This is a genomic window from Brevundimonas sp. M20, from assembly GCF_006547065.1.
In the GTDB taxonomy this organism is placed as follows: domain Bacteria; phylum Pseudomonadota; class Alphaproteobacteria; order Caulobacterales; family Caulobacteraceae; genus Brevundimonas.
Genome location: NZ_CP041243.1, coordinates 1,139,172 through 1,160,226, shown reverse-complemented (window position 1 = coordinate 1,160,226; position 21,055 = coordinate 1,139,172). Strand labels below are relative to the sequence as shown.

General features: G+C 67.2%; 16 protein-coding genes and 1 tRNA gene. 12 read left to right on the top strand and 5 right to left on the bottom strand.

Annotation, left to right across the window (positions count from 1 at the left end):
• Positions 1-132 precede the first annotated feature (132 nt).
• Both rplL and rplJ read right to left on the bottom strand, forming a co-directional pair.
• Entirely contained in the window at positions 133-516 is a 384-nt protein-coding gene (rplL, locus tag FKQ52_RS05435) for a 50S ribosomal protein L7/L12 (RefSeq protein WP_141626235.1), read from the bottom strand.
• Between the two features lie 66 nt (positions 517-582).
• A complete protein-coding gene (gene rplJ / locus FKQ52_RS05430) occupies positions 583-1,098 on the bottom strand; it encodes a 50S ribosomal protein L10 (RefSeq protein ID WP_141626234.1) in 516 nt (171 codons plus the stop codon).
• Between the two features lie 398 nt (positions 1,099-1,496).
• Between rplJ and FKQ52_RS05425 the strand changes: the two genes are divergently transcribed.
• The 3 genes from FKQ52_RS05425 (at position 1,497) to FKQ52_RS05415 (ending at position 7,910) form a co-directional block, all read left to right on the top strand.
• A complete protein-coding gene (locus FKQ52_RS05425; protein WP_141626233.1) occupies positions 1,497-3,365 on the top strand; it encodes a DUF4153 domain-containing protein in 1,869 nt (622 codons plus the stop codon).
• A gap of 119 nt (positions 3,366-3,484) precedes the next feature.
• Complete coding sequence (locus FKQ52_RS05420) at positions 3,485-4,963, top strand: sigma-54 dependent transcriptional regulator (RefSeq protein WP_141626232.1); 1,479 nt, start codon at positions 3,485-3,487, stop codon at positions 4,961-4,963.
• 205 nt (positions 4,964-5,168) lie between these two features.
• On the top strand, positions 5,169-7,910 hold the full coding sequence (locus tag FKQ52_RS05415) for a TonB-dependent receptor (RefSeq protein ID WP_141626231.1): 2,742 nt from the start codon (positions 5,169-5,171) through the stop codon (positions 7,908-7,910).
• A gap of 93 nt (positions 7,911-8,003) precedes the next feature.
• Here the strand turns inward: FKQ52_RS05415 and FKQ52_RS05410 are convergent, their stop codons facing one another.
• From FKQ52_RS05410 to ykgO, 3 genes are all read right to left on the bottom strand, one after another.
• The gene (locus FKQ52_RS05410) at positions 8,004-8,312 is read right to left on the bottom strand and encodes a hypothetical protein (protein ID WP_141626230.1); all 309 of its coding nucleotides are present in this window, start codon (positions 8,310-8,312) and stop codon (positions 8,004-8,006) included.
• A 107-nt stretch (positions 8,313-8,419) separates the two neighbouring features.
• The gene (locus FKQ52_RS05405; RefSeq protein ID WP_141626229.1) at positions 8,420-8,695 is read right to left on the bottom strand and encodes a DUF2312 domain-containing protein; all 276 of its coding nucleotides are present in this window, start codon (positions 8,693-8,695) and stop codon (positions 8,420-8,422) included.
• Between the two features lie 210 nt (positions 8,696-8,905).
• Positions 8,906-9,031 (bottom strand): type B 50S ribosomal protein L36, encoded by a 126-nt coding sequence (ykgO, locus tag FKQ52_RS05400; protein WP_045655953.1) that lies wholly within the window; start codon positions 9,029-9,031, stop codon positions 8,906-8,908.
• A gap of 166 nt (positions 9,032-9,197) precedes the next feature.
• Between ykgO and FKQ52_RS05395 the strand changes: the two genes are divergently transcribed.
• The 9 genes from FKQ52_RS05395 (at position 9,198) to FKQ52_RS05355 (ending at position 21,052) form a co-directional block, all read left to right on the top strand.
• A complete protein-coding gene (locus FKQ52_RS05395) occupies positions 9,198-9,614 on the top strand; it encodes a hypothetical protein (RefSeq protein WP_141626228.1) in 417 nt (138 codons plus the stop codon).
• A gap of 471 nt (positions 9,615-10,085) precedes the next feature.
• Entirely contained in the window at positions 10,086-11,360 is a 1,275-nt protein-coding gene (locus tag FKQ52_RS05390) for a lytic murein transglycosylase (RefSeq protein WP_141626227.1), read from the top strand.
• A gap of 495 nt (positions 11,361-11,855) precedes the next feature.
• Positions 11,856-12,716: a MoxR family ATPase gene (locus FKQ52_RS05385; RefSeq protein ID WP_141626226.1), complete on the top strand. Its 861-nt coding sequence runs from the start codon at positions 11,856-11,858 to the stop codon at positions 12,714-12,716.
• Positions 12,717-12,908: 192 nt separating this feature from the next.
• Positions 12,909-13,748 (top strand): methyltransferase type 11, encoded by an 840-nt coding sequence (locus FKQ52_RS05380; RefSeq protein ID WP_205750872.1) that lies wholly within the window; start codon positions 12,909-12,911, stop codon positions 13,746-13,748.
• Between the two features lie 132 nt (positions 13,749-13,880).
• The gene (locus FKQ52_RS05375) at positions 13,881-14,474 is read left to right on the top strand and encodes a YfbR-like 5'-deoxynucleotidase (RefSeq protein ID WP_141628247.1); all 594 of its coding nucleotides are present in this window, start codon (positions 13,881-13,883) and stop codon (positions 14,472-14,474) included.
• Between the two features lie 2 nt (positions 14,475-14,476).
• Positions 14,477-15,409, top strand: a complete 933-nt coding sequence (locus FKQ52_RS05370; RefSeq protein ID WP_141626225.1) for an NAD regulator — start codon at positions 14,477-14,479, stop codon at positions 15,407-15,409.
• Positions 15,410-15,496: 87 nt separating this feature from the next.
• A tRNA-Ser gene (locus tag FKQ52_RS05365) sits at positions 15,497-15,586 on the top strand.
• A gap of 307 nt (positions 15,587-15,893) precedes the next feature.
• Complete coding sequence (locus FKQ52_RS05360; protein WP_141626224.1) at positions 15,894-17,567, top strand: MFS transporter; 1,674 nt, start codon at positions 15,894-15,896, stop codon at positions 17,565-17,567.
• A 95-nt stretch (positions 17,568-17,662) separates the two neighbouring features.
• Positions 17,663-21,052, top strand: coding sequence for a PAS-domain containing protein (locus FKQ52_RS05355; protein WP_141626223.1), 3,390 nt, complete (start codon positions 17,663-17,665; stop codon positions 21,050-21,052).
• The last annotated feature ends 3 nt before the right edge of the window (positions 21,053-21,055 follow it).

Sequence of the window (21,055 nt, the reverse complement as noted above, 5' to 3'; positions counted from 1 at the left end):
CAGAACCGGTCTCGTCAGCGGATCCAGCTGCCGACCATCACCTCGCCCAAAAGAAAACGGGCCGGAGGTTTCCCTCCGGCCCGCTCAACTGTTCAAGCCGCCGCCCCGAGGGGCGACACGCCGTAAGCCAGATTACTTGATCTGGATCTTGGCGCCGGCTTCTTCCAGCTTCTTCTTGATTTCTTCGGCGGTCTGCTTCGAGACGTTCTCGACGACGTTCTGCGGAGCGCCTTCGACCAGGTCCTTGGCTTCCTTCAGACCCAGGTCCGAACGGACGCCGCGGACTTCCTTGATCACGTTGATCTTCTTGTCGCCGCCGTCGATCAGGACAACGGTGAACTCGGTTTGCTCTTCGCCGGCCGGAGCGGCTTCACCACCACCGGCGGCCACAGCGGCGACGGCGACCGGAGCAGCGGCGCTCACGCCCCACTTTTCTTCCAGCAGCTTCGACAGTTCAGCGGCTTCCAGGACGGTCAGAGCCGACAGGTCTTCAACGATTTTGGCGAGATCAGCCATGGGGTAGTTCCTTCGGTAGGATGAGGTTCAGTAGAGAGTTTGCAGAGATGAAAGAGGCGGTTCCGCTTACGCGGCGTCCTTCGTGGCGTAGGCGTTGAAAACGCGGGCCAGTTGGGCAGCCGGGGCTTGCGTGATGCCGGCGATACGGGTCGCGGGCGTGTTGAGCAGGCCGAGGAACGACGCGCGGATCTGATCCAGCGACGGCAGTTTGGAGAGAACCTCCACGCCCTTCGCGTCCAGAACCTTGTCACCCATGAAGCCGCCCAGAACGACGAACTTGTCGTTGCCCTTGGCGAATTCGGCGGTGACCTTGGCGGCCGTCACCGCGTCGTCGGCATAGGCGATGCCCACCGGACCCTTGAACAGGCCGTGGTAATCGCTGCCTTCAGCGGCTTCGAGCGCCTTCAGCGCCAGGCGGTTCTTGACCACCTTGAACGCGGCGCCTTCTTTACGAAGACGGCCACGCAGATCTTCCATTTCCGCAACGGTCAGACCCAGGTTGTGGGTCACGACCACGGCGCCCGCGTCGGCGAAAACGCTTTTCAGCGATTCGATCGACTCGGCTTTTTGTGCGCGGTCCATTGCGGTCTCCAGTCTTGGTATTCGTCCCCGGGCTTATTCCCGGAAACGTATGGCCAAAGCGCCGCGCATCGCTGCGAGACGTTCAGGCCGGTCGTATTGTCCGAAGGAAGCTCAAACCCCGTGCCCCCGTTTCCGGGTGACGGCGATCGTCTGCATCCCCATCTCCCCACGGCGTCAGAGGGCTCTCTGACAGTTACGGCGGTGGGTGGCCCCCACGCCCCGAAGTTCTCGGACAGGACCGCCGCGTCCCGAAGGCTGCGACGGAGAAGGCGCGCTCTATACACGCAATCGCCGCAAACTCAAGCGCCCACGCGCATGCAGGCCATCTGCACAGGAAATCCTCACGACAGCCCTCGCGAACCGGGGCAGTGTCGTCGGCCTGACGGCAGGGGATCCGCATGACCGAAACCATCGAAGCCACCGGCCGCGACAGTCTGGGCCGCGGCGGCACGCCCGCGCTGGCCGGTTTCCGGCTGGCGGTCGGCCTGGCGCAGGGGCTGGCGCTATGGCTGCTGTACCGCTCCGCCCGGATCAGTGACTACGGTGACCCCCGGCTGGATTGGCCCGCCACCGTGCCGGAGCTGTTCGGGCCGCTGGCGATGATCCTGGTCATGGTTCCTGTCCTGCTGCTGGCCGGCGCCGGGCGGATGCGTGTCCGTACCCTGCTGCTCTGGATTATCGGTGCGACTGCCTTCCTCGCCCTGCTCGGCTGGCACGGCGTCGCGGCGCAGTCGATGACCGAGTACGGTCCGCGCAGCCGACCGCCCTTCCTCCCCTGGCCCATGCCCCTGTTCGCCGCGGCGGCCCTGTTCATCGGCCATCATCTGATCCTGCCCGCGGATCTGGAGCGGAAATGGATCGCCGCCTTCCCCACCTATTTCGACACGGCATGGAAAGCCGGAGTTCAGTTGGCGCTGTCCGTCGGCTTCACCGGCGCTTTCTGGATCCTGCTTTTCCTCGGCTCGGCCCTGTTCAAGGTGATCGGGCTCGACTTCCTGCAGGACCTGATCGACCAGCCTTGGTTCTCCATCCCGGTCACCACCCTGATGTTCTCGGTCGCCGTCCATCTGACCGATGTGCGCGACGGCCTGATCCGGGGCGTGCGCAGCGTCGCCCTGATGCTGCTGTCGTGGCTGCTGCTCCTCATGACCGTGCTGGCGGCCGGCTTCCTCGCCGCCCTGCCCTTCACCGGTCTGGACGGCCTCTGGGACACCGGCAGCGCCACCGCCCTCGTGCTCTCGGCCGCCGCCGCCCTCATCATTCTCATCAACACCGCCTATCAGGACGGACGCGAAGACAACCTGCCGCCGCTGGTCCTGCGCTGGGCCGTGCGGGTCGCCGCCGTCCTGCTGACGCCGCTCGTCATTCTCGCCTTCTGGGGTCTGGCCCTGCGCATCGGCCAGCACGGCCTGACGCCGGACAGGATCATAGCCGTCGCCTGCGCCATCATCGGCGCCGCCTATGCCGCAGGCTACGGCTATGCCGCCCTCCGGCCCTTCTGGAGAAAGGGCGCCGACTGGATGCAGCCGCTGGAGCGCACCAACGTCCTGACTGCCGTTCTGGCCATCGCGGTCATCCTCGCCCTGTTCAGCCCCGTCGCCGACCCGGCCCGCCTGTCCGTCGCCGATCAGGTCGCCCGGCTGGAGCGCGGCGCCGTCAAGCCGGATCAGTTCGACTTCCGCTTCCTGCGCTTTGAAAGCGGCAAGGCCGGCGAGGCCGCGCTGGAACGCCTGACCCGCTCTGCCGCCCCCGACATCGCCCAACGCGCCAGACAGGTCATCGCCATCAAGAACCGGTGGGACTTGCGGGACGAAGGCGAACCGGATCGTATTCCGGTGTTTGAGGTCGTCGGGTCGCCGCTGCCGGCGGACTTCGTCACCGAGGTCCGTTCTGGTGACGACCGGTATGATTGCGTGGGCCAGGGCATCTGCGTCGCACGCGCAATCGACCTGAACGGTGACAACGTCATGGAAGTGCTCATCGCCAGACCGTTCTCCGTCGATCTGTGGGCCCGGAACAGTGACGGCGTCTGGATCCGTCAGGGCGCCTATCCGCACCTGCGTTGCGTCGGAGGCCGTCGCGAGGATGCGCGGGAGCGGCTGAAGCAGGGAGGCGTGCGGATCGCTGAGCCCCGCTGGCCCGCGCTCTCCTTCGGCGACGGCCCGCCAGTGGCGCCCCAACTGGAGCAGGACATCCGCTGCACGCCGTCCCCCGCCGGCGCGACGGCTCCTGTCCCGGTTACGGTGACCGCGACGCCCGCGCCCTAACACCTCGTTCACCCTGCCCGACCACCTGATCTTCACCTTGTGGCGGCTAAAACGTCCCGGAATGAGCCAGCTCCACCATTGAGAGCCGGCCGGGACGTGATGGAACAGGGGCCGTTCGCATGGCGAAGACCGTACTTGTCGTGGACGATGATCCGACCCAGCGCCGCCTCGCTCAGGCCGTGCTGGAGCGCGAGGGTTATGTGGTCGTCCATGCCGAGGGCGGCGGTCAGGCCATCGACCGCCTGACCAGAGGCGGCGGCGCCGACGTCGTCCTGCTGGACATGGTCATGCCCGGCATGAGCGGCATGGAGGCCCTGGCCGAAATCCGCACCGCGGGCGTCGCCACCCCTGTCATCGTCCTGACCGCCAACGGCGGCGTCGATGCCGTCGTGAAGGCCATGCAGGCCGGCGCGCAGGACTTCTTCGTCAAACCCGTTTCCGCCGAACGCCTTCTGGTCGGTGTCCGCAACGCCCTGCAGCTGACCCAGTTGACCGCAGAAGTCGGCCGCCTGAAGAAGCACCACGGCGGCCGCACTTCCTTCGATGATCTGGTCGGCGACAGCCCGCCGATGCGCATGGTCAAGTCGCTGGGGGCTCGCGCCGCCCGATCCGGCATTCCGGTCCTGATCACCGGCGAAAGCGGCGTCGGCAAGGAAGTCATCGCCCGCGCCCTGCACGGCGCCAGCGACCGCAGCGGCAAGCCCTTCGTGGCCGTGAACTGCGGCGCCCTGCCCGCCAACCTCGTCGAGTCGATCCTGTTCGGCCACGAGAAGGGCAGCTTCACCGGCGCCACCGACAAGCATCTGGGCAAGTTCGCCGAGGCGTCGGGCGGCACCCTTTTCCTGGACGAGATCGGCGAACTGCCGCTGGACATGCAGGTCAAGTTGCTGCGCGCCCTTCAGGAGGGCGAGATCGACCCGGTCGGCTCCAAGCGCCCGGTGAAGGTCGATGTCCGCATCGTCTCGGCGACCAACCGCGATCTGGCCGAACAGGTGCGCGACGGTCGTTTCCGCGAGGACCTGTTCTATCGCCTGAACGTCTTCCCCATCGAGGCCCCGGCCCTGCGTGAGCGTCGCGAGGACATTCCGGCCCTGATCGACCACTTCATCGCCCGCTTCAATGTCGAGGAAGGCAAGCGCGTCGCGGGCGTCTCTCCCGCCACCGCCGCCCTGCTCAGCGCCTTTGACTGGCCCGGCAATGTCCGCCAGCTGGAGAACGCGGTCTATCGCGCCATCATCCTGGCCGACGCCCCCTTCCTTCAGCCGCACGACTTCCCCGCCATCTCGGGCATTTCCTCCCCCTTGGGGGAGGTGGATCGGCGCGACAGCGACGAGACGGAGGGGTTGCTGGACAACCCGCAATCCCATCTCTCCGACATCGACCTGCCGCCCCTGCCGGACACCCCGATCCGCATCCTCGATGACCGGGGCCACCTGCGGACGCTGGAGGAGATCGAACGGGACCTGATCCAGCACGCCATCGAGGTCTATGCAGGCCATATGTCAGAGATCGCCCGCCGCCTCGGCATCGGCCGCTCGACCCTCTACCGCAAGGTGCGTGAACAGGGGCTGGAAGGGGCGCTGAAGGACGCGGGCTGACCGCCGGACAGTGCTGCATATCGGCAACGCCTTCGGGAAGTCCCAAGTCTGAACGAAAGTTCATTGGCCTGCGCACCCGACGCCCGCAAAAGACAGAGAACGCGGCTCGACCGGCAACTTTTGGTTTCATCGCTGAAATGCGACGGAAACACGCGCGTCGCACGTTTGCTGCTCTGTCTTCATCACCTCCCCCGAGGCTTTTCGTATGCTGCTTGTGACCACTGCGTTGTCCGGCCTGATGGCCGGCGTGATTCAAACCGCGCCGCCCCCGCCCCAGACGCCCCCGCAGCAACAACCGGCTCCGGCGACCACCCCGACCACGACCGCGGACGATGCGGACGACAGCGCCTACGACCTCGGCACGGTGTCGGTGTCCGGCTCCCGTCCGCGCGGCAGCGTTGATACGGACATCCCGGCCGACGTCACCCTCGACGCCAGCCAGATCCAGGCCTACGGCGCGTCGAACATCGCTGAGCTGATGACCTATCTGGAGCCGCTGACCCGCAGTTCCAGCGGTCGCACCGACCTGCAGCCGGTCTTCCTCGTCAACGGCCGCCGCATCTCGGGCTTCCAGGAAATCCAGGGCATCCCGACCGAGGCCATTGAGCGCACGGAAATCCTGCCCGAGCAGGTCGCCCTGCAGTTCGGCTACCGCGCCGAGCAGCGCGTCGTGAACTTCGTCCTGAAGGCCAATTTCAACTCGTACACCGGCGAACTGACCGCCCGCGGGCCCAGCCAGGGCGGCCGCACCACCACCGAGATCGAGGGCAACGTCCTGCGCATCAGCGGCTCGAACCGCTGGTCGATGGACGCCGAATACGAGCGCGCGACCCCGCTGTTCGAGTCCGAGCGCGACATCGTCCGCGATCCGGGCTCGACGCCCTATGACCTGATCGGCAACGTCACCAGCAGCCCGTACGGCGATCCGATCGACCCGGCGCTGGGCACGTCCACCACCTCGCCCGTTCCCGGCGGGACCACCACCCCGACCCTCGCCGACTTCATCGCCGCGGCCGCCGACGGCATCCGCACCGACGACCTGGGCGCCTATCGCACCCTTCTGTCGGAAAGCGAGCGCTCGACCGTTCGCGGCACCATCAAGCGCGACCTTAACAGCACCACCCAGCTGACCATCAGCGGCAGCCTGGACGACAATTCCAGCCGCAGCTTCAACGGCCTGCCAGGCGTCAGCCTGAACCTGCCGGAGACCAACAGCTTCTCGCCCTTCTCGGACGACGTGCTGGTGCACCGCTACATCGACGACGCCGCCTCCCTGCGCCGTCAGACCGACTCCCTCGCCGGCAGGCTGGGCGTCGTGGCGGACGGCTTCATCGGCGACGACTGGCGCTGGACCGCCACCGGCAGCTACGAACGCACCGAGACCGACACCACCACCGGCCGTGGCTACACCTCCGCCCTGTTCCAGTCGCGTCTGGACGCCGACGATCCCACGGCCAACCCGTTCGCCGCGCTGAACCCGTCGGACTTCACCCGCACGCCGAACGACACCGCCAACTCGGTCTCGGAACTGCTCAGCGCCGAAGTCGTGCTGAACGGCGACCTCTATGACCTGCCCGCCGGCAGCATCTCCTCGACCTTCAAATTCGGCGCCGACACCCGCTCGCTGGATTCGACCAGCACCCGTCTGGGCGTCACGACCGACCGTTCGCAGTCACGCGACCGTTTCAACGGTCAGGGCACCTTCAACTTCCCGATCGCCAGCCGCCGCACCGGAACCCTGCCGATGCTGGGCGACCTGTCGGTCAACGCCACCGTCGGCTACGAGGACCTGTCCGACTTCGGCGGCCTGTCCAGCTTCAACCTCGGTGTGAACTGGTCGCCGATCGAGCCCCTGTCCTTCCTCGTCAGCTACGCCGACGAACAGGGCGCGCCCAGCATCAGCCAGCTGAACGACCCGGTCATCTCGAACCTGAACGTGCCGGTGTTCGACTTCGCCACCGGCCAGACCGTGCTGGTCACCCAGATCACCGGCGGCAACCCCAACCTCGAGTCCGACAACCGCCACGTCTGGCGCGTGGGCGGCACCTGGCGTCCGATCGACGGTCAGGATCTGTCGATCCAGTCGACCTGGACCTACAGCCGCACCGACGACTATCTGGCCGCCTTCCCGACCATCACCCCGGATCTCGAGGCCGCCCTGCCGGGCCGCTTCGTCCGTGACGGCGACGGCAACCTGCTGTCCATCGACGCCCGCCCGCTGAACTTCGACAAGTACGAGCGTCAGGACATCCGCACCGGAATCAACTACTCGCGCGCCTTCGGAACGCCGAACGCGGCGGCCAGCCAGACGCCCCTGCCCGGCATGCCCGGCGGCCCGCGTCCGCCGGGCGGCGGCGGCACCTTCCGCGTTGAAGGCGGCGGCGGCGGTGGCGGCGGCGGTCCGCGCATGGAAGTCCGCATGGGCGGCGGCGGCGGTCGTGGCCGCGGTCCGGCCATGCAGCCCGGTCAGGGTCGCTGGAACATCTCCCTGTTCCACACCGTCCGTCTGCAGGACGAGATCACCATCGCCGACGGCCTGCCGATCATTGACATGCTGGACGGCGGCGCGACCTCGGCCAACGGCGGCAGCCCACGTAACGAGTTCCAGCTGATGTCGGGCGTGTTCCGCAACGGCTTCGGCGGCTTCATGTTCGCCACCTGGCGCGAGGGCACCACCGTCAACGGCGGCACGGGTCCGGACATCACCTTCGCCGACCGCACGACGGTGAACCTCAACCTGTTCATGGACCTGAACCAGCGCACCGAATGGGTCGCCAAATACCCGATCCTGAAGGGCACCCGCATCCAGTTCGGCATCCAGAACCTGTTTGACAGCCGCCCGGAGGTCTCGACCTCCACCGGCGACCTGCCGCTGAACTACCAGTCGGACTATCTCGACCCGCAGGGCCGGGTGATCAGCCTGACGCTGCGCAAGATCATCTTCTGAGGGACTAGGGATTGGGGATTAGGGATTAAGTGGCCTGCGGGTCGCTCCGGCGTCAGCACCGGACTGATCTGGCTAATCCCTAATCCCTACTCCCTAATCCCTCTTCTTCCCCCACCGCCGCTTCGGCTCCTCGCCCTTCGCCTTGGCGGTGATCTCCTTGAGCTTGCGGCCCTGCATGGCGGACAGGGCCTGACCGGGCGCGCCCAGTTCGGGGTCGCCGAAGGCGCGGCCGTGGGTCTTCACCCGCTCCGAGACCGAGTCCAGAAACTCGCCCTCCCACTCAGACAGCGAAACGCCCGCCTGCTCTGCCGAGCGGCGGGCGCGTTTCAGGGCGTTCAGGGCCGCACGCTGCGCGGCCTTCCGCTGGGCTTCAAAGGGAGATGCGGGCGGCTTGCGCTTCATCGCCTTGCTCGAGGCAATAGGGAACAGGCAGTAGGCAGTAGTCTCAGCAGTCCGACAAGGGCTCGAACGCCCTACTGCCTATTGCTTACCTGCCTGCTACCTCCCTGTCAGACCTCGCCGAGCGCCGACAGATACAGGTCCAGGATTGCTTCCTCTTCCTGACGCTTGGCCTTGTCCTGCTTGCGGATGCGGATGACCTTGCGCAGCACCTTGACGTCGTAGCCCTCGCCCTTGGCCTCGGCGAAGACCTCCTTCATGTCGGTCATGACGGCCTGTTTGTCTTCTTCCAGACGCTCCAGACGCTCGATGATCGAGCGCAGGCGGCCCTGGGCGGTGGCGGTCAGGACGTCGGGCGACGAGTCGAAGGTGGCGTCATCGGCCATGGGAGAACTCCGTAGAAGGGGAACCGGCCCTCGCCTCGCCCGAAGGCGGCGGGGAGCGAACTTGATCCGGGTGCTAACCACGTCCCCGCGCGCGACTCAACGTCGGACGCGAAAAAGGCTGCGGACGAAATCCGCAGCCCTTTCGATAACCCGGTCTTCGCACTGGAACTACAGGCGACCGCGTTGCCTGCGTTAGCGCAAAAAGCGTTCTTAGCCTTGCTTCGCTTTGAAGCGCGGGTCGGTCTTGTTGATCACGTACACCTTGCCCTTGCGGCGCACGACCTTGCAGTCGCGGTGGCGGGTCTTCAGCGACTTGAGCGAGCTACGGACCTTCATGGTCGTACGTCCTGGGCAAATCAAAACAGAAAAGCCGCGGGCGGACCTGCGGCGGAGCGGTGCGTATAGAGAGGAGTCGTGGAGAGGTCAACCGGACTTCTCGCAACGGCTCGCCCGATTGACGGAACGCCGATTGCGTCATCTCCTCCGTCCCGGAAGGACCCCCATGGCCAACAATCTCTACGACAAGAACGGCAACCACCTCGGAACCGTGAAAACCCAGCAGGAAGCCGACAGCGAAGCTCTCGGCGCCATGCTGTTTCTCGTCGCCCCTTTCACCCCCATCCTTTGGCTGGCGTGGAAGGCCGGGGCGGCCCTGATTGACGGCCAGAACTGGCACCCCCTTCCCGCAATCCTGATCGGCCTGCTCATCGTCGGCGTCTGCCTGTTCGGTCTCTATCGTTCGATCTGGATTCGGTATGCCTACTTCGGCGGCCTGACCCTTGCCCTGACCGTACTCGCCTTCCGGTGGGTGGCTGAAAGGTCAGACACGATCTGGGCCTCGGCCGCCGCTGTGGTCCTCCTGCTCGTCGGCGGCCTTTTGACTTTCGGCGCCGCCAAACTCGACGGCCTGCCCCGTTGAGACAGACGGGACGACCGGAAAACGCACGATAGCGAAAATTCGGCTGAGCCGACGTCTGCATTCCCGACCCCGCTGCACCGGCGTCGAAGATGTCGTTGCCCGGACATCTCGCCCCCACGCACTGACACTGAAATGCGCAATCCGCGCTCAAGCAGCGAGCCGCCGCGCGGCGAGCGATAGCGCCCTTCCAAAGAATGACCATCGCTCTGCGCTGGAGGCCTGGCCTCCGAGTTGAACGGAGGGTCTGCGGAGTTGCACCTCCGCCGCGTAGCCCCTCCGCCACCAGGCCGTATCAGAGGACAGCGTTTCCTAAGCCCGCCACGGTCACCATACCAAAAAGAAAAACGGTTAATGACGCTGAATGGGGAAGGACACGGCAACGCTTTCTCCATCCGGGCGCTTTATGGCGAAAGCGGCGACTCGCGCACTTGTTATGAGGGCGTCGCTCGTGGGGACACTAGACTCTTGATCATGCGTATCAGCCTCCGCCTCCTCCTTTTGGGAACCGTCGCCGCCTGCGCGCCCATGCTGCCCGAAGCGCCGCCGGTCACGCCGACGCCCGCGCCCGCCGAACAGCCCGCGCCCGCCCCCGCGCCGACGCCGGAACTGCCTGCCGCGCCTGTCGTGGATCAGGCCGGGTTCGAGGGCTGGAAACAGGGCTTCCTGGCCCGTCACGGCGGCGTGCGCCGTGCGCAGTACGAGCGTGAACTGGCCGGACTGACCCCGGACGCCTCCGTCATCCGGCTGGATCGCAACCAGCCCGAGTTCAGCCGCCCCGCCGGCGCCTATGTCCAGAACGCCGTCACCCCCACCCGCATCGCCCAGGCGCGCCAGCGGATCGACCGCGTGCCGTGGGACGTGGTGCAGCGTTACGGGGTCCCCTCGGAAATCCTCGTCGGCATCTGGGCCCAGGAGTCCTCCTTCGGTCAGGTGCAGGGCAATCAGGACGTCATCCGCTCGCTGGCGACCTTGGCGTTTGACGGCCGCCGCCGCGACTGGGCCGAGGGCCAGCTGAAGCACGCGCTTGACATCGTGGTCGACGGCCGTCGCGCCCGCGCGGGTCTGAAGGGCAGTTGGGCCGGCGCCATGGGCCAGACCCAGTTCATGCCGGACAACTATCTGCGTCTGGGCGTCGATCAGGACAACGACGGCATCGTCGATATCTGGGGTGATGACGCCGACGCGCTCGCCTCCGCCGCCAACCTGCTGGCACAGGCCGGCTGGAAGCGCGGCCAGACCTGGGGTTACGAAGTCACCCTGCCCGCCGGCTTCGACTACGCCGAGGCCGAGGGGCCGAAACACAACTGGCGCTACTGGGCCGCGAAGGGCGTCACCCTGCCGGGCGGCGGCCAGCCCAACGCCGCCGAAGCGGCCGAGGAAGCCGCCATCCTGCTGCCGCAAGGCGCGCGCGGCCCGGCCTTCCTGGCCCTGCCGAACCACTATGTGATCCGCGCCTACAACAACTCGGTCAGCTACGCCCTCGCCATCGGCCTGACCGCCGACGGCATCCAGGGCAAGCCCGCGCTCAGCAAGGCCTGGCCGAACGACGCCCCGCTGTCGCGGGAACAGCGCATCGGCGCGCAGCAGGCCCTTACCAACCTCGGCTACGACACCCGGGGCGTCGACGGCGTCATCGGCGCCAACACCCGCGCCGCCCTGCGCCGCTGGCAGATCGCCAACGGACGGCTCGCGGACGGCTACCTGACCGCCGATCTGGCCGACGAACTGATCCGCCGGGGCGGGTAGGCCTGGACCTCTTCCGACGGGAGAGGGCTTGAGCGCATCTGTTCTCTGCAAAGCCCTCCCCTCGAGGGGGAGGGGAGATCAGGCCACACTGTCACACCGTCCCGGCTCTCCGCTTCGCTTCGACCGGGATGACAAGAGCCCTACGACCAAATCTGACGCATCGGCATGTCAGACTGCGCCCCGGTCTTTGACATCGCGGTCCGCAATGCTCCTTCCGGGTTGAGCGCACGCTGACTCCGCCACACACGAAATCTCATCGCGGCGCCTCGCGCCCGATCCCGGCCTTGCGCCCCGACGCCCTCCCCCGGCGTTGAGCCCCGCACCCCATCCCCCGCCTCACGGGAAAAAGTGCACGATGTGCACTCCATTTTTTCTGAGTGCACTTTTCGCCGAATCCCTCGGGAGGACAGGGTTCCGGTGTTCCCTCCCCCACATGATCGTTGTTAACCGCTCCCGCCTTCGCTAGGCGTTTTCAAACACTACGCAGGAGCTGCCATGTCCCGCTTTGAAGGCACGTCGAACTACATCGCCACCGACGACCTCAAGATCGCGGTCAACGCCGCCGTCGCGCTGGAGCGTCCCCTGCTGATCAAGGGTGAGCCCGGCACCGGCAAGACGGTTCTGGCCTACGAGATGGCCCGCGCCCTGAACGCGCCGCTCATCACTTGGCACGTCAAATCGACCACCAAGGCCCACAACGGCCTGTACGAATACGACGCCGTCAGCCGCCTGCGCGACAGCCAGCTGGGCGACGAGCGGGTCCACGACGTCCGCAACTATCTGAAGAAGGGCAAGCTGTGGGAGGCCTTCACCTCCCCCGTCCGCCCCGTCCTGCTGATCGACGAGATCGACAAGGCCGACATCGAGTTCCCCAACGACCTGCTGCAGGAACTCGACCGCATGGAGTTCTACGTTCAGGAGATCGACGAGACGATCCGCGCCGAAATCCGCCCGGTCGTGGTCATCACCTCGAACAACGAGAAGGAGCTGCCCGACGCCTTCCTGCGCCGCTGCTTCTTCCACTACATCCGCTTCCCGGACGCCGAGACGATGAAGGACATCGTCGAGGTCCACTTCCCCGGCATCAAGGGCCGTCTCGTCTCCGAGGCGCTCAAGACCTTCTACGAAATCCGCGACACGCCGGGCCTGAAGAAGAAACCCTCGACCTCGGAGCTTCTGGACTGGCTCAAGCTGCTGCTGGTCGAGGACATCGACGCCGAAACCCTGCGCGAGAAGACGCCCAACAAGCTGATTCCGCCGCTCCACGGCGCCCTGCTGAAGAACGAGCAGGACGTGCACCTGTTCGAGCGTCTCGCCTTCCTGAACCGCCGCGAAGGCGGCCGTCCGGGCAGCTGACCCTTCCGGGGTGACGCCGCCGCCGAACATGTGCAGTCTGGTCGACAAGGGTCCGGGGGGATCGATGACGAAACAGTTCCGCTTCATGACGCCGCCACACGCCCGGTCGGGTTCGGTCACGCCGGTTACCGCGATTTCACTGGATTCATCCCCTGCCGAGCGCAGGATGGCCGTGAGTTGAGGATCAGGACCATGCCGCTGCGTTCCGTCATCATTCCCGCCGTCTTCGCCGTCGCCGCCCTCACCGCGGCCTGCGACGAACGCGGCGTGCACATCACCTCGACCCGCACCGAGGACAACGACGCCAAGGGCGTGCTGAATGTCGTCCAGGCCCTGCAATGTCCGCAGACCCTGGGTTCGCTGACCCGCAAGGGCTCGGCGACGAACGAGGGCCGGGTCTGCACCTATGTCGGCCCCAAGGGCGCCGAGGTGACACTCCAGCTCGTCCCCCTGGACGGCAAGACCCCGCCGCAGGTGCTCAAGGGCTTTGAGGACCGTCTGTCCGCCTCCCTGCCGCTGGCGGTCGCCGGCCTGAACCGCGCCTCCGGCGAAGCCGTCGCCACGGTCGACGCCGGCCGCGACGCCTCGGGCGAACGGGCCACGGTCCGCGCGCCGGGCGTGGACATCCGCGCCGAGGGCGAGGACGCCAGCGTCAACCTGCCGGGCGTCCAGATCGAGACCAAGGGCGATCAGGCCAGCGTCCGCATCGGCGGCCTGCACATCGACGCCAGCGACAACGGCGAAACCGTCGACATCGAGGGCTCGGGCGGCGAGGACGGCGACAATGTCAGCGTCCGCGCTCGCGACAACGCCGCCGAGGTCCGCGCCGTGGCGTCCGGCGACGCCACCCGGGCCAGCTGGGTGCTCAGCGACAACCGCGCCTCGGCCGAGGGCTGGCGCCGGGTGGGCTACGAGGCCCGTGGCCCCGTCGGCGGTCCTCTGGTCGTCGCCACCGTCCGCTCGCGCGACCGCAACGGCGGCCGCGTCTTTGAGGACGCCAAGGACCTCGTGACCCTGAACGTCGGCGAATAAGCCGGGGATGACGCCCCGCCGCCCTTGATCAGAGCGGCCTGATGCTCCACCACATCCAGCCGATTGAAACTGGATAACGCCTTGGCTTCCGCACCCCGTTCCTCGTCGAAAGCGCCCCGCGCCTGGCAGCGGATGCTGTCCGGCCGTCGACTGGACCTGCTCGACCCGTCGCCGTTCGACATCGAGATCGAGGACATCGCCCACGGCCTGGCCCGCGTCGCCCGCTGGAACGGCCAGACGATCGGCGAGCACGCCTTCTCCGTCGCCCAGCACTCCTGCGTGGTCGAGGAGATCGCCGCCTACATCAAGCCGGGGCTGGAGCCCAAATGGCGCCTCGCCGCCCTGCTCCATGACGCCTCGGAGTATGTGATCGGCGACATGATCTCGCCCTTCAAGGCCGCGCTCGGCGTCAACTACAAGGCCTTCGAGGCCCGGCTGGAGAGCGCCATCCACGTCCGCTTCGCCCTGCCGCCGAAGAACCCGGTCGCGATCAAGACCCTGATCAAGAAGGCCGACCGCGCCTGCGCCTTCTTCGAGGCCACCCAGCTGGCCGGCTTCAACAAGACCGAGAGCCTGCAGATCTTCGGCGCCCCGCCGGCGGGCTATGACCTGATCATCGAGCCCCTGCCCGCCCCGGTCGCCCAGCAGCGCTATCTCGAGCGCTACCGCGTCCTGGCCGAGGCCGTCGGTCTTATCTCGGCCCCTGACGCCTGGCACACCGAATAGCCATGGGCGAACAGGGGGTCCGCATCGGCCTTTCGGCCGTGGTCATCGCGCTTCGGTACGGCAAAGCCTGCGTCCTGACCACGACCGGCGATGACGGCGCCGCCGCCCTGCCCTTCGGCCCCTTCGACCCGGCCCGCGACCGGACCTTCGAGATCGCCCTGCGCGACTTCGTGACCGCCCAGACCGGCTTCCGCCTCGGCTTCGTCGAACAGCTCTACACCTTCGGCGATCTCGGTCGGGCCAGCCCCCGCGCCACGCAGGGGCCCGAGCATCATCGCGAGGTCTCGGTCGGCTATCTGGCCCTGACCGCCGACGCCGCCGACCCCGCCCTCGCCGGCGCCCGCTGGACGCCCGTGCTCGACATCTTCCCTTGGGAAGATCGCCGCGACGGCGCCGCCGCCTGCCTGTCCCGCCTTGTCGAAGGCCTGCGCGACTGGGCCGCCGATGACCCGCGCCGGGTGGGCCGGATCGATGCCCTGTTCGCCGCCGCCCCCGGCCAGCGCTGGAACGAGGGTCAGGTTCTTGAACGCTACGAGCTGCTCTACGAGGCCGGTCTGGTCGCCGAGGCCGCTCGCGATCAGGACAAGCCCCTGCCCGCCGGCGCACCGGGCCAGCTCATGGTCTCCGACCACCGACGCATCCTCGCCACCGGACTGGGCCGTCTGCGCAGCAAGCTGAAGTACCGTCCGGTCCTGTTCGACCTGATGCCGGAGACCTTCACCCTGTCCGGCCTGCAGGCCGCCGCGGAGGCCGTCGCGGGCCTCTCCGTGCACAAGCAGAACTTCCGTCGCGGCGTCGAACGCACCGGCCTGGTCGAGGCCACGGGCCTGATGTCCGTCGCCACCGGAGGCCGCCCGGCCGAGCTTTTCCGGGTCTCCGCCGGCGACCTTTCGACCGGCGAGGCGCTCGGCCTGCCGCTTCCCGCCCTACGCTGACGATTTTCCTGAAATCCCCGCTTGCGGCGCACGGCCTCCCCCATTAGAGAAGCCGCTCTCGTTCGACCAATGAACGTTCGGCCCCGCGGAGAGGTGGCAGAGTGGTTGAATGTACCGCACTCGAAATGCGGCGTGCGTGAAAGCGTACCGGGGGTTCGAATCCCCCCCTCTCCGCCACCGGCCCTGTCCCTGAAACCGAACATCTAACCCCCAACAAGTCCCGCGGGTCCGGACGGCTCCGCGCGTTCCGCTGCGCGCTTCCCGGGAGCGCGCCGTCAGGGCGACGCGTCGCTGAAGCAGATGGCGGGCCGAAGCCCCGACGACACGCTCCGCGCTGGTCTTCCCCAAGCGCGTGGCGATACCCTGTCGCCTTTCGACCAAAGTCGCTCTCACGCCGGGCGATCCCCGATGTCACCCTGTCGGCAATGGGCGTCGTCTGACGGCGTCACAACGGTCGATAACGACCCCGCTGGGAGGCAAACGCATGACTGACAACACCATCGGCGCGCCGGTGGAGACGGAGCACGAGGTCGACAAGAACGACAAGCTCGTCATCCTGGCCTCCTCCGTCGGCACCGTGATCGAGTGGTACGATTTCTACCTGTACGGCTCGCTGGCCGCGATCATCACGGCCCAGTTCTTCTCGGGCGTGAACGAGACGACCGGCTACATCTTCGCCCTGATGGCTTTCGCGGCAGGCTTCGCCGTCCGCCCGTTCGGCGCGGTTGTCTTCGGACGTCTGGGCGATCTCTGGGGTCGCAAGAACACCTTCCTGATCACCATGCTGCTGATGGGACTGTCGACCTTCGTGGTCGGTCTGCTGCCCCCCTATGCCGCCATCGGCATCGCCGCTCCGATCGTTCTGGTGCTGATGCGCCTGATCCAGGGGCTCGCGCTGGGCGGCGAGTACGGCGGCGCGGCCACCTACGTCGCCGAGCACGCCCCCAAGGGCAAGCGCGGCTTCTACACCTCCTTCATCCAGATCACGGCCACGGCCGGTCTGGTGCTCAGCCTGGTCGTCATCCTCGGCGTTCGCTTCGCCGTGGGCGAGGAAGCCTTCACCGCCTGGGGCTGGCGCATTCCCTTCCTGGTCTCGATCCTGTTGCTGGGCGTGTCCCTGTGGATCCGCCTGAAGCTGTCAGAGAGCCCGTCGTTCAAACGCATGAAGGCTGAAGGCAAGGGCTCCAAGACCCCGCTGAAGGACTCCTTCGGCAAGTGGCCGAACCTGAAGCTGGTGCTCATCGCCCTGCTGGGCCTCACCGCCGGTCAGGCCGTGATCTGGTACACGGGCCAGTTCTACGCCCTGTTCTTCCTTGAGCGGGTGCTGAAGGTCGACGCCACCCTGGTCTACATCATGCTGACCATCGCGCTGCTGGCCGCCTCGCCCTTCTTCATCTTCTGGGGCTGGCTGTCGGACAAGGTGGGCCGCAAGCCGATCATCCTCGCGGGCTGCCTGATCGCTGCGATCACCTATTTCCCGCTGTTCAACGCGCTGACTGAGGCGGCCAACCCCCGTCTGGCCGCCGCGACCGCCGAGGCGCCGGTGACCATTTATGCGGATCCGGCCGACTGTAACGTCCAGTTCGATCCGGTCGGCAAGACGGTGTTCAACCACTCGTGCGATCTGGCCAAGTCCTATCTGGCCAAGGCCGGCGTGACCTACACCAATGTCGAGGCTCCGGCCGGAACGGTGGCCGAGGTTCGTATCGGCGATCAGGCCGTCATCCCGAGCTTCCGGGGCGAGCAAATGCCCGCCGCCGAGTTCGCCGACGCCAAGAAGGCCTGGGACAAGGGCCTGGGCGAGGCCCTGACCGCCGCAGGCTATCCCGCCAAGGCTGACAGCGCCCTGGTGAACAAGCCGATGGTCGTGGCCATTCTGTTCATCCTCGGCTTCTACGTGACCATGGTCTACGGCCCGATCGCCGCCGCCCTGGTTGAGATGTTCCCGACCAACATCCGCTACACCTCGATGTCACTGCCTTATCACATCGGCAACGGCTGGTTCGGCGGCTTCCTGCCCACGACGGCCTTCGCCATCGTGGCGGCCACGGGCAACATCTACTCCGGCCTCTGGTATCCAATCATCGTCGCACTGGGGACGGTCGTTCTGGGCTTCCTGCTGGTCAAGGAAGGCAAGGACGTCGACCTGAACGCCTGACCCACGCTCCTCCCCGAGCCGAAGGGCGGGTCGATCTCCGGATCGGCCCGCCTTTTTCTTGGCGGAGCCCCCGAGAGACTGTCTAGATAACCGCGATGTACGCCCTCATCATCCTGACGCTGGTCGCGGCCTATATGGCGGTGCTGTTCGCCATCGCCTGGCGCAGCGAGCGGCGTGGTCCGTCCACTCCGGGACGCCGGTTCGGCCCCTGGGCCTATGCGCTCAGCCTGGCGATCTATTGTACGTCCTGGACCTACTACGGCGCGGTCGGCACCGCCGCACGCAACGGCTGGGAGTATCTGCCGATCTATCTGGGCCCCATGGTCGGGGTCGTCGTCCTGTTCCCCATCTGGAGGCGGATCACCGCCGCCGCGCGGCGCGAGAACATCGGCTCCATCGCCGACTTCATCTCCTCCCGATACGGCAAGAGCCAGACCTTGGGCGCACTGGTCGCCTGCGTCGCCATCGTCGGGTCCGTGCCGTACATCGCGCTCCAGCTCAAATCGCTCTCGATGGCCTGGCAGTTGCTCACCGCGGGCACAGTCGTGGCGGGCTCCGAACAACTGACCGTCAGCGTGATCGCCGTGGTTCTGGCAGGCTTCACCATCCTGTTCGGGGCCAGACGTCCTGACCTGACAGAGCATAATCGCGGCCTGATCCAGGCCATCGCGCTGGAATCGATCGTCAAACTGGCCGCGCTCGTCGCCGTGGCGATCTTCGCCGTCATGCTCCTCCTGGGTTCGCCCGAGCCGAAGGCCGCGCTCTCCGCCATGGGCCAACTGGCCTCCGCGCCGGTGATCGACAGCCGCTTCATCGCCATCACCCTGCTGGCGACCCTCGCCATCTTCTGCCTGCCGCGCCAGTTCCACGTCGGCTTCGTGGAGGCCGCGGACGCCAGCCATATCCGGCGTGCCCGGTGGGTCTTTCCGATCTATCTGCTCATCACCTCGGTCGCGGTGGTCCCCCTGCTCGCCGCCGGCGGCCTGTTCGCCGACATCGGCGACCCGGACCTGTTCGTGCTGGCCCTGCCCTTCCAGCAGGACGCGCAGATCCTGACGGCGGTGGTGTTCGTTGGAGGCTTCTCTGCGGCGACCGCAATGGTCATCGTCGAGAGCGTCGCCCTGTCCGCCATGGCGTCCAACAGCCTGATCCTGCCCTTGCTGGCACGCGACCGCTGGCGCGCCCGCGAGGACGCCTCGGACATGGCCGGCGCCATCCTGCAGGTTCGCCGCATCGTTATCTGCGTGATCCTGTTCCTCGCCTGGCTCTATTTCCAGGCGACCGACCGATCCAGCGGCCTGGCCTCTATCGGCCTGACCTCTTTCGCCGCCCTCGCACAATTAGCCCCGGCCCTGTTCGGGGCCGTGCTCTGGCGAGGCGGTCACGCCAAAGGCGCCATCGCCGGGATAGCGGTGGGCTCGTCGATCTGGCTGGCCCTGCTGGCCATGCCCCAGATCGCGGCGGCGCTGGGCGCGGCGGAACTGAACCTGCTGCAGCTCGCCGATCCCTTGCCGTTGGGTGTCTTCCTCAGCCTCGGGGCGAACCTCGCCTGCTACATTCTGGTGTCCCGGGCCGCCCGCCCCCGCCTGATCGACCGGGTTCAGGCCCGGGCCTTCGTGGATCGGGTCAGCCCAGACTGGCACGAGCGCAGCACAGTCCCGTCGGGCGCCTCCGTGGGCGATCTCAAAACCCTCGTCGCCCGCTTCGTCGGCGACGCCGGAGCCGAACGATCGTTCGCCGCCTTCGCCCGCGAGGCCGGTCAGTCTCTCAAGGACGCCGATCCCGCCGACGCCGGCCTCGCCCGCGCCGCCGAGCGGATGCTGGCCGGCGCGGTCGGCGCCTCATCCGCCCGCCGGGTCATCTCCGCGGCCCTCGCCGGAGGAGGCCGCGCGCCCGAAGACGTGGTGCGGATGCTCGACGAGGCCTCGCAGGCCGTCCAGTTCAACCGCGAACTCCTGCAAGCCACCCTCGACAACATCGACCAAGGCGTCAGCGTGGTGGATGAGGACCTGCGCCTGATCGCCTGGAACGCCCGCTATATCGAGCTGTTCGATCTGCCATCGGGCTTTGTTCACGTCGGGCAGCCAGTCGCCGCCGTCTATCGCCTGAACGCCGAGCGTGGCGAGGTCAGCGTGGCGGATATGGAAAGCTGGATCGAACGGCGTCTGGACGCCCTTCGCCGCCGCGCGCCTCATGACCATGAAAGGGTCCAGCCGAACGGCCGGATCCTGAAGTCAACCGGCGCGGCCATGCCCGGCGGCGGCTACGTCACCTCCTACACCGACATCACCGAACTGCGCCGGGCGGCACAGGCGCTGGAGGAAGCCAACGAACAGCTGGAGGCCCGGGTCGCGGACCGCACCGAACGTCTGAATGAGGCGAGGCAAACGGCGGAAGACGCTGTCGCCTCCAAAACTCGGTTCCTCGCGGCGGCGAGCCATGACCTGCTTCAGCCCCTGCATGCCGCCCGGCTGTTCATCGCGGCTCTGAAGGACGAAGGTGGCGACGGCGCAGCGCGCGACCTCGCCGAGAACGCCGACCGCTCCATCGAGAGCGCGCATGGACTGCTCAAAGCCCTGCTGAATCTCTCGCGGCTGGAAACGGGCGGCGTCCGCCCGGCGGTCGGCGCCCTGTCGATTGACGCGCTGTTCGCGGACCTGCGACGGGAGTTCACGCCTCTGGCCGCCGCCAAGGGGCTCAAGCTCCGGATCGTTCCGTCCCGATTGTGGGTGGCGTCCGACCGCGACCTGCTGCGGTCGTTGCTACAGAACCTGGTCGGCAATGCGATCCGCTACACCGATAACGGCGGCGTCCTGATCGGCGCGCGCCGGGTTGGCGCGAGCCACCTGAAGCTGGAGGTTCATGATACCGGACGCGGCATTGCGCCCGATCAGCAGGAAGCCGTCTTCGCCGAGTTCACACGACTGCCGGGACGAGGCGGGGATGAAGCCGGGGTCGGCCTCGGCCTTGCCATCGTCCGCCGGGTCGCCAGCCTGCTGGATCATCCGCTGACGCTACGGTCGGAAGTGGGGCGCGGATCGACCTTCACGGTCTCGGCGCCGGTGGCGGCGCCGATCATCAGCCGGCCCGACACAGCGCGCGCACCGACCCTGACCGCTGCCCCGCTGGCGGGCCTGAAGGTCCTCTGTGTCGATAACGAACCCGCCATTCTGGAGGGCCTGGTCGCCCTGCTGGGACGATGGGGGGCCACGCCGGTCGCGGTCTCCGACGCCGCGGCTGCGCTTGATGTGGCCCGAACGTCTGATTTCGACGCCGCTCTCGTCGATCTGCATCTCGGACAAGGTCCCGACGGCCTGTCGGTCATTCAGGCGTTGCGCGAGCTAGGTCTCGCCCAGATCGCCCTGATCACCGCCGACGCCGAGGAGGGCCTTACAGCCCGTGTTACGGCGGCTGGGGCCGTCCTTCTATCGAAGCCGGTCAAGCCCGCCGCCCTGAAAGCCTTCCTGTCCAGCCGTCGGCGCTAGCGT